Origin of the sequence: Streptomyces bobili, assembly GCF_002154575.1 — a bacterium.
Classification (GTDB): Bacteria; Actinomycetota; Actinomycetes; order Streptomycetales; family Streptomycetaceae; genus Streptomyces; species Streptomyces bobili.
In genome coordinates, this window is sequence record NZ_MUBA01000491.1 from 1 (window position 1) to 6,755 (window position 6,755).

6 protein-coding genes and 2 pseudogenes are annotated in these 6,755 nt (G+C 70.6%); 3 read left to right on the plus strand and 5 right to left on the minus strand.

From position 1 onward, the window contains the following. Nucleotides 1–182: 182 nt before the first annotated feature. Nucleotides 183–725, minus strand: a complete 543-nt coding sequence (locus BZL64_RS31210) for a YbhB/YbcL family Raf kinase inhibitor-like protein (RefSeq protein ID WP_086772501.1) — start codon at nucleotides 723–725, stop codon at nucleotides 183–185. Between the two features lie 31 nt (nucleotides 726–756). Next, nucleotides 757–1,086 (minus strand): SDR family NAD(P)-dependent oxidoreductase, encoded by a 330-nt coding sequence (locus BZL64_RS41510; protein ID WP_279634627.1) that lies wholly within the window; start codon nucleotides 1,084–1,086, stop codon nucleotides 757–759. A gap of 216 nt (nucleotides 1,087–1,302) precedes the next feature. Between BZL64_RS41510 and BZL64_RS31220 the strand changes: the two genes are divergently transcribed. After that, nucleotides 1,303–1,923, plus strand: a complete 621-nt coding sequence (locus BZL64_RS31220; protein ID WP_244205583.1) for a TetR/AcrR family transcriptional regulator — start codon at nucleotides 1,303–1,305, stop codon at nucleotides 1,921–1,923. A gap of 122 nt (nucleotides 1,924–2,045) precedes the next feature. Here BZL64_RS31220 and BZL64_RS31225 read toward each other — a convergent pair. Beyond that, nucleotides 2,046–2,363 (minus strand): annotated as a pseudogene (locus tag BZL64_RS31225) (DUF1062 domain-containing protein); the annotation flags it as partial. 190 nt (nucleotides 2,364–2,553) lie between these two features. Continuing rightward, entirely contained in the window at nucleotides 2,554–3,357 is an 804-nt protein-coding gene (locus BZL64_RS31230; RefSeq protein WP_086772503.1) for an MOSC domain-containing protein, read from the minus strand. Nucleotides 3,358–3,526: 169 nt separating this feature from the next. On the opposite strand from BZL64_RS31230, the gene BZL64_RS31235 reads away from it, so the two are divergent. Next, nucleotides 3,527–4,297 carry a DUF4142 domain-containing protein gene (locus BZL64_RS31235; RefSeq protein ID WP_208639552.1) on the plus strand — a complete coding sequence of 257 codons (771 nt, stop codon included), beginning with the start codon at nucleotides 3,527–3,529 and terminating at the stop codon, nucleotides 4,295–4,297. Nucleotides 4,298–4,314: 17 nt separating this feature from the next. On the opposite strand, the gene BZL64_RS31240 is transcribed toward BZL64_RS31235, so the two are convergent. Continuing rightward, nucleotides 4,315–6,021 (minus strand): glycoside hydrolase family 13 protein, encoded by a 1,707-nt coding sequence (locus BZL64_RS31240; RefSeq protein WP_086772505.1) that lies wholly within the window; start codon nucleotides 6,019–6,021, stop codon nucleotides 4,315–4,317. Nucleotides 6,022–6,299: 278 nt separating this feature from the next. On the opposite strand from BZL64_RS31240, the pseudogene BZL64_RS31245 reads away from it, so the two are divergent. Next, nucleotides 6,300–6,755, plus strand: a pseudogene (locus tag BZL64_RS31245) (hypothetical protein); the annotation flags it as partial.

The following is a 6,755-nucleotide window of genomic DNA, read 5'->3' on the forward strand; positions in this document are numbered from 1 at the left end:
ATCCTCACCACCAGCCCCGCCCCCCTCACCCACCTCCTCGACGCGATACGCGCCCAGGCACTCTGATCAGGCCGCCGACTCGAGCCGGTGAAGACCGGCCCCGGTGCGGCCAAACACCGAGGGACACGCGTGCTGAGGGGCTCGTCCACGACCGTGGTCGAGCCCCTCAGCATGGCCGTTCGTCAGGCCGCCGGTATCTCGGCGCTGGCCGTGAGGACCGCGCGGCCGAGGATGTGGCTGGCGATGTTGAAGCCGAGGAAGGCCGGGGTGGCCTCGGCTGGGACGCCGATGGACTCGACGTCGAGAGCGTGCACCACGATGAAGTAGCGGTGCGGGCCGTGCCCGGCGGGCGGGGCCGCGCCGATGAAGCGGGCGGCGCGGGCGTCGTTGGGCAGCTGGAAGGCGCCCTCGGGCAGACCCGAGCCGGTGTCGTCGCCCGCTCCCTCGGACAGTTCGGTCACGCCGGCCGGGATGTCGGCCACCGCCCAGTGCCAGAAGCCGGAGCCGGTGGGGGCGTCGGGGTCGTACACCGTGACGGCGTAGCTCTTGGTGCCCTCGGGGGCGCCGCTCCAGGACAGTTGCGGGGAGACGTCCTTGCCGCCGGGCACGCCGAGGGCGCCGGAGTACTGCTCGGCGGGCCAAGCGGCGCCATCGGTGACGGTGGTGCTGGTGACCGTGAAGGTAGCCGCCTCCGGAAGGCGGGCGAAGGGGTCGTTGGCACTCATCGTGTCGTTGCCTTTCGAAGTGTTTAAGGGGTCAGCGCCGGGCGGTGGCTGTGATACGGCCGTAGCCCAGGATGTGGCTGCTCTGGGTGAAGGCGGCCACGGCGGGCGTGGAGGTGGCCGGCAGGCCGAGGCTCGGGGTGTCGAGGGCGTACACGGTGATGAAGTTGGTCTCCATCTGGTCGCGGACGTGCTGTTCGGTCGGTTCCCCGACGGTGCCGAACTGGCCGTAACCGGCGTTGTTGACGACGACGTCCAGGCGGCCGGAGTGTGCGTGTGCCCGCTGGGCGGCCTCGGTGGCGGCGGCCTTGTCCGTCACGTCCAGGGTCAGCGGAAGAATCGCCTCGCCGTGGGCGGCGACCAGGTCCCTTCAGGAATCGGTGTTGCGGGCGGTGGCCGCGACCTTGTCGCCGCGCTCCAGGGCCGCCTCGGCGAGCTGGCAGCCGAAACCGCACGAGGAACCGGCGATGAACCAGATCTTGCTCACGGGAACACTCCTGCTCGAAACGAGGCGTTACGGAGAGACGATAGCTCAATGCGAGACTTAGTCTCAAGTTGAGCTTTCGTGTATTCTTCACGCGTGACGGACTCCTCAGGTACTCCCACCCGATCCGCGGTCAAACCCGGGCTGCGCGAGCGCATGCGCGCCACGATCCGGGCGGAAGTGACGCAGGTAGCGCTCAGGCTCTTCATCGAGCAGGGATTCGACCGGACGACCGTCGATCAGATCGCCGCCGAGGCCGGGCTGTCGCGCGCCAGCCTGTTCCGACACTTCGGAACGAAGGAGGACATCGTTCTGGTCGACCTGGAGGCGATCGGCCGCCAGATCGCCGACGCGCTCGCCGCCCGGCCCGACGAGGAGCGGCCGTGGGAGGCGCTGCGCCGGGCCTTCGACGTGCTGACGCGGATGAACGAGGCGGAACCCGATCAGACGCTGAGCTATCTGCGGATGCTCCAGGACACGCCCTCACTGCGCGCCCGGCACTTCGAGAAGCAGTTGCGCTGGCAGGAAATGATGGCCCCGGAGATCGCCCGGCGACTCGGGGCCAGTCCTGACCGGCCGGAGGATCCCAGGCCAAGTGCCTTGGTCGCGGCCGCCCTCGCCTGCCTCGACGCGGCTTCGACGGGGTGGGTGGCCTGTGCGGGAGCAGTCCCACTGACGGTGCTGCTCGACCGCGCAATGGGCGCATTCACTGACTAGTCGGCCACCACGTTTGTGCAGATGACAGGTTTTTGCACCGGCACCTCAACAATCATCGGATCCCACATGCACCCATGGAACCACCGCTCGGGAAGCTCAGGTTTCGCTCAGGGAATCCGTGGAAGGGCGATGCGGATACGGCGCCGTAGGGCCGGGTCCTGGAGCAACTCGGCTGCGAGGGCGGGGTCGTTGTCGTGGAGACGGGCCAGCAGGGCCGGCCGTACGGAGCGCACGTTCGTCCGCTCCAGGACCGTGAGTTTCGCCGTTTCCCCGCACCTGGTGCACAGGACGAGGAGCCAGGCGTCGATGAGCTTGTGGTGGGCGTTGACGCGGAACTTGCCGTTGGCCCGGAAGCGTTCGGACGCGCACGCGTGGCAGCGGCGGAGGACGGCGGGCAGGCAGGCAGGTGGGCGCGACCACCCAGGTTTCGAGCAGCACAGAGGTACACCGGTTTCAGTGTGAGAAGACCGCAGCAAAAGGGAGCGCGGCGCAGATGCGCGACGCGCGACGATTCAGCAGTTGGGAGGCCTCACACGGTGTACAAGGGCGGTCCTTCGGCTGGGCGGCGTGGTCCGGCAGCACGGTAGTGGCGCTCAGCGGCGCCGCTCCACCGGTTTTCGGGCGGCTATGTCAGCCGGCCATGACCTCCACCGCGTCTCCCACCGTCACCTTTCCCTCCCGTACGACGGTGAAGTACGCGCCGAACACGATGCCGTCCTCCGCCCTGCGGTAGTCCGCCAGGGTGCGCAGGGGTTCCGGGCCCGCCCGTTCGCCCGTTTCCTGGTCGACCATCGTGATCGCGCAGCGGACCGTGAGTTCGGTGAGGGCGAGTTCCGCGTCGCCGATCAGGAGGCGGGCGGCGGTGTCCTCCGTGTGCGGGGTGGTCCAGCCGTCCACGACGAGGTTGGGGCGGAAGCGGTTCATGGGGAGGGGGTCGGCGCCTCGTTCGGCCAGGTGGCCGTTGAGCCGGTCCAGGCTCGCGCGGGAGACCACGTGCAGGCGGCTGTGGTTGGCCGCGGTGCCGCCGGGGGCCTTGCGTACGCGCAGCAGCCGGCTCGGGCGGCCCAGGACCCCCGTCACCCACGCGGCGGCCTCCTCGCCCTGGTCGACAGCGCCGTACGGCTGGCCCGGAAGGTCCGTGATCCGGTCGGCCTGCCTCTTCCCGTCCACCCTCAGGTCGCCGCGGTCCGGGGCCCGTAGGGTCAACTCGCCCGAGTCGTCCACGGAGTGGGGGGTGATGAGGGCCAGCCTCGGGTCTCCCCACTGCCACCGCAGTTCGCCCGCCTCGTCGACGACGACGTACGCCCGGTCGTGCGGGAGTCCGTCGGGCGTGAGCCGTGCTCCGGGGAGCGTGATGCCCGCGCAGCCCTTCACCGGGTAGTACGTCAACTCGGTGACCTTCGACTGCCCTGCCGTTCCTGCCGTGGCTGTCACTGCCGCTTTCCTTCCCCCGGTCTGCTGATACGACGATTTTTGCCGGACGTGGTGAGTTCCGGGGGCCGTTCGTCCGTACTCCTGTGTGTTGGACCCCGCCAGGCACACGACGAGCACCGGCGGTGTCCCCGATCAGGCAGGAGGAACGGTGCGCTTTTCGCGGAACGCGATGGGGACTGCCTTCGTGGGCGGCGCCCTGAGCTTGACCCTCGCGGCTCTGGCCTATCCGTCGATGCTGGGGCTGGACACGGTGTCCAACTCCAACGACCGGATCATCGCCAACACCCAATGGGGGCCCCTGACGGAGGGCGACCGCGACTTCGTGGTCAAGGTGAGAGCGGCCGGGCTCTGGGAGTACCCACTCGGCCTGATCGGGCTGCAGAAGGGGCAGAGCCCCGCGGTCAAGACGGCCAGTGAGCACCTGGTCGACGGTCATGCCTCGCTCGACACGACCTGTCGCAAGCTCGCGCCCATGCTGAACATCACCCTGCCCAACGTGGCCAGCCCGCAGCAGGTGGCCTTCGTCAACCAGATCAACGCGAAGACGGGCAAGGACTTCGACTACGAGTTCGCCAACATTCTTCGCCAGACGCACGGTTCGATCTTCAACACGATCGCGAAGGTGCGTTCCACCACCAAGAACACCCTCATCCGGGCCCTGGCCGACCAGGCCAACGACACCGTCCTGGACCACATCACGGTGATGGAGAAGACCGGCATGGTCGACTTCGACCAGACCCTCTTCCAGCAGACCACTCCGCCGAAGCTCCCCCAGTCGGACCTGACCCCGCCGGCCCCGCCCGCGGGGCAGCCACTCGTCGTCCTCACCCCGCCGCCCACCGCCACGTCCACACCTGTGGACATCGACGGCGCGGCAGCGGGCGGCGGACCGGCGGGCGGCGGGGCGAACCCGGCGCCCGCCCCCACGCCGACGCAGTAGGACACCTCGTATCCGGGCTACGCCAGCCACACCGTCGTGTCCGGGCCGATCCGGCCGTCGCCGTCCGGCGGGGCGCTGCTCAGCAGCACCTCGCCCGGCGGGCACGGCACCGGCACGTCCGACAGGTTGGCCACGCAGCGCCAGCCGTCCGTGCGGGCGAAGGCGAGCACGCCGGGTGGAGTGCCCTCCGCCCAGGTGAGGTCCTCGCCGTCGAGCAGCTTGCGGCGCAGGCGCAGGGCCGTGCGGTACAGCTCCAGGGTCGAGCCGTCGACGCCGTCCTGCGCCTGGACGGCGTACCGCGCGAAGGACTCCGGCTGCGGCAGCCAGGCGCCGCCCGCGCCGAAGCCGTACGACGGGCCGGTCGTCGTCCACGGCAGCGGCACCCGGCTGCCGTCGCGGCCCTTGCGGACCCGGCCGCTCTGCTCCCACAGCGGGTCCTGGAGGACCTCCACGGGCAGGTCGGCGACCTCGGGCAGGCCGAGTTCCTCGCCCTGGTAGACGTACGACGATCCGGGCAGCGCCAGCATCAGGAGGGTGGCGGCGCGCGCCCGGCGCAGGCCGGCCTCCTCGTCGACGCGGGGGGCGTGGCCGTCGGCCAGGAGCCAGGCGTTCTCGTCCGTACCCGGCGGGAGCATCAGGCGGGAGGCGTGGCGGACGACGTCGTGGTTGGAGAGCACCCAGGTCGCGGAGGCGCCGACGGCACGGGCCTCGGCGAGCGAGGACGTGATGACCTCGCGGATCGCCTCCGCGTCCCAGGCCGCTTGCAGATACTCGAAGTTGAAGGCCTGGTTCAGTTCGTCGGGGCGGGCGTACAGGGCGCGGCGGGCGCCCGGGACCCAGGCCTCGGCGACGGCCGTGCGGGGCGGGGAGTAGGCGTCCAGGACGCGGCGCCAGTCGCGGTAGATCTCGTGGACCTCGTCGCGGTCGTAGAAGGGGTGGGTGCCGGGCGGTACGGCGGTGAGGGCGTCCTCGCCGTCCAGGCCGAGGGCGCCGAGGTCGCGGAGCGGCTCCCTCAGGTCCTTGACCAGGGCGTGGGCCACGTCCACGCGGAAACCGTCCACGCCCCGCTCCGACCAGAAGCGCAGGGTGGTGCGGACGTCCTCGCGGACCTCGTCGTGGTCCCAGTTCAGGTCGGGCTGCTCGCGGGCGAAGAGGTGGAGGTACCACTGGCCGTCCGGGACGCGCTGCCAGGCGCTGCCGCCGAACACCGACTGCCAGTCGGTGGGCGGGAGTTCGCCGTGCGCGCCGCGTCCGTCGCGGAAGACGTACCGGTCGCGGGCCGGGGAGCCGGGGCCGGCCGCCAGCGCCTCCTGGAACCACACGTGCAGGTGCGAGGTGTGGTTCGGGACGATGTCGACGACGACCTTCAGGCCGAGCCGGTGCGCCTCGGCGGCCAGCGCGTCGAAGTCGTCCAGCGAGCCCAGGCGCGGGTCCACGTCTCGCGGGTCGATGACGTCGTAGCCGCCGTCGGCCAGCTCGGACGGGTAGAAGGGGCTGAGCCAGAGCGCGTCGACGCCGAGCGCGGCGAGGTGCGGGAGGCGTTCGGTGATCCCTCTCAGGTCACCGAGGCCGTCGCCGTCCGCGTCGGCGAAGCTGCGCGGGTAGACCTGGTAGACGACGGCCTGGCGCCACCAGTCGGGGTTGCGGGTGGAGAAGTCGGGAGCGACGGCGGGACGCTGGTCCCGCTCGGGTGCGAAGGGCTGGGCTGCCTCGGGTGCGGGCACGAAGTCGGTCACACGGACAAGCTTGTCCAGTTTGCCGGGAAGGAGAACGTCCGTACCGTGCGGAGGGGATCATTCCTCACGTGGGGGAGATGTGGCGGAATCTTGAACTCCCCTGGCATTGCCGCAGGTTGACAGGTATCCGCCCCGCCGACCACCATGAGCGCACGCCGTGGCACACGTGACCACTGAGCCCGGTGTTTCTTCTGAACCGCGCCATCACCCGGGCATCGCCATGCCGCGATGCCGCCGTGATGAGCACTCGCCAAGATGGGAATCGCATGTCCATAGCGAGACGTGTTTCCGTGCGCCGCCTGCTGGGGACGGGCGCCGCATCACTCGCCCTGTGCACCGCGTCCGTCGCCGCCGCCTCCGGGGCCTCGGCCTCCACCGGCACGCCCGGCGGCGACGGCTGGAAGTCCGGCGGCCAGTACCAGCCGGGGACCGGGGCGGGCACCGAGACGGAGACCGACGGCTGCCAGTTCTCGCTCGACGGCACGCACTTCTACGACTCCGTCAAGGTCGACGACCAGAACCTGAAGCCCACCGGCGACGGCAAGGTCCACCTCACCGTGCGGACCGCCGCCGGCGCCACCACCTGCACCGCCTCCCTCGCCTCCTACCTGGCCCACGGCCCCGACTTCCGGACCTCCGGCGAGCAGGTCTTCGTCGACTTCGACACCGTGACGGTCAGGGCCAGCGCCACCGACACCCTCGACATCGCCGTGCCCGACGCC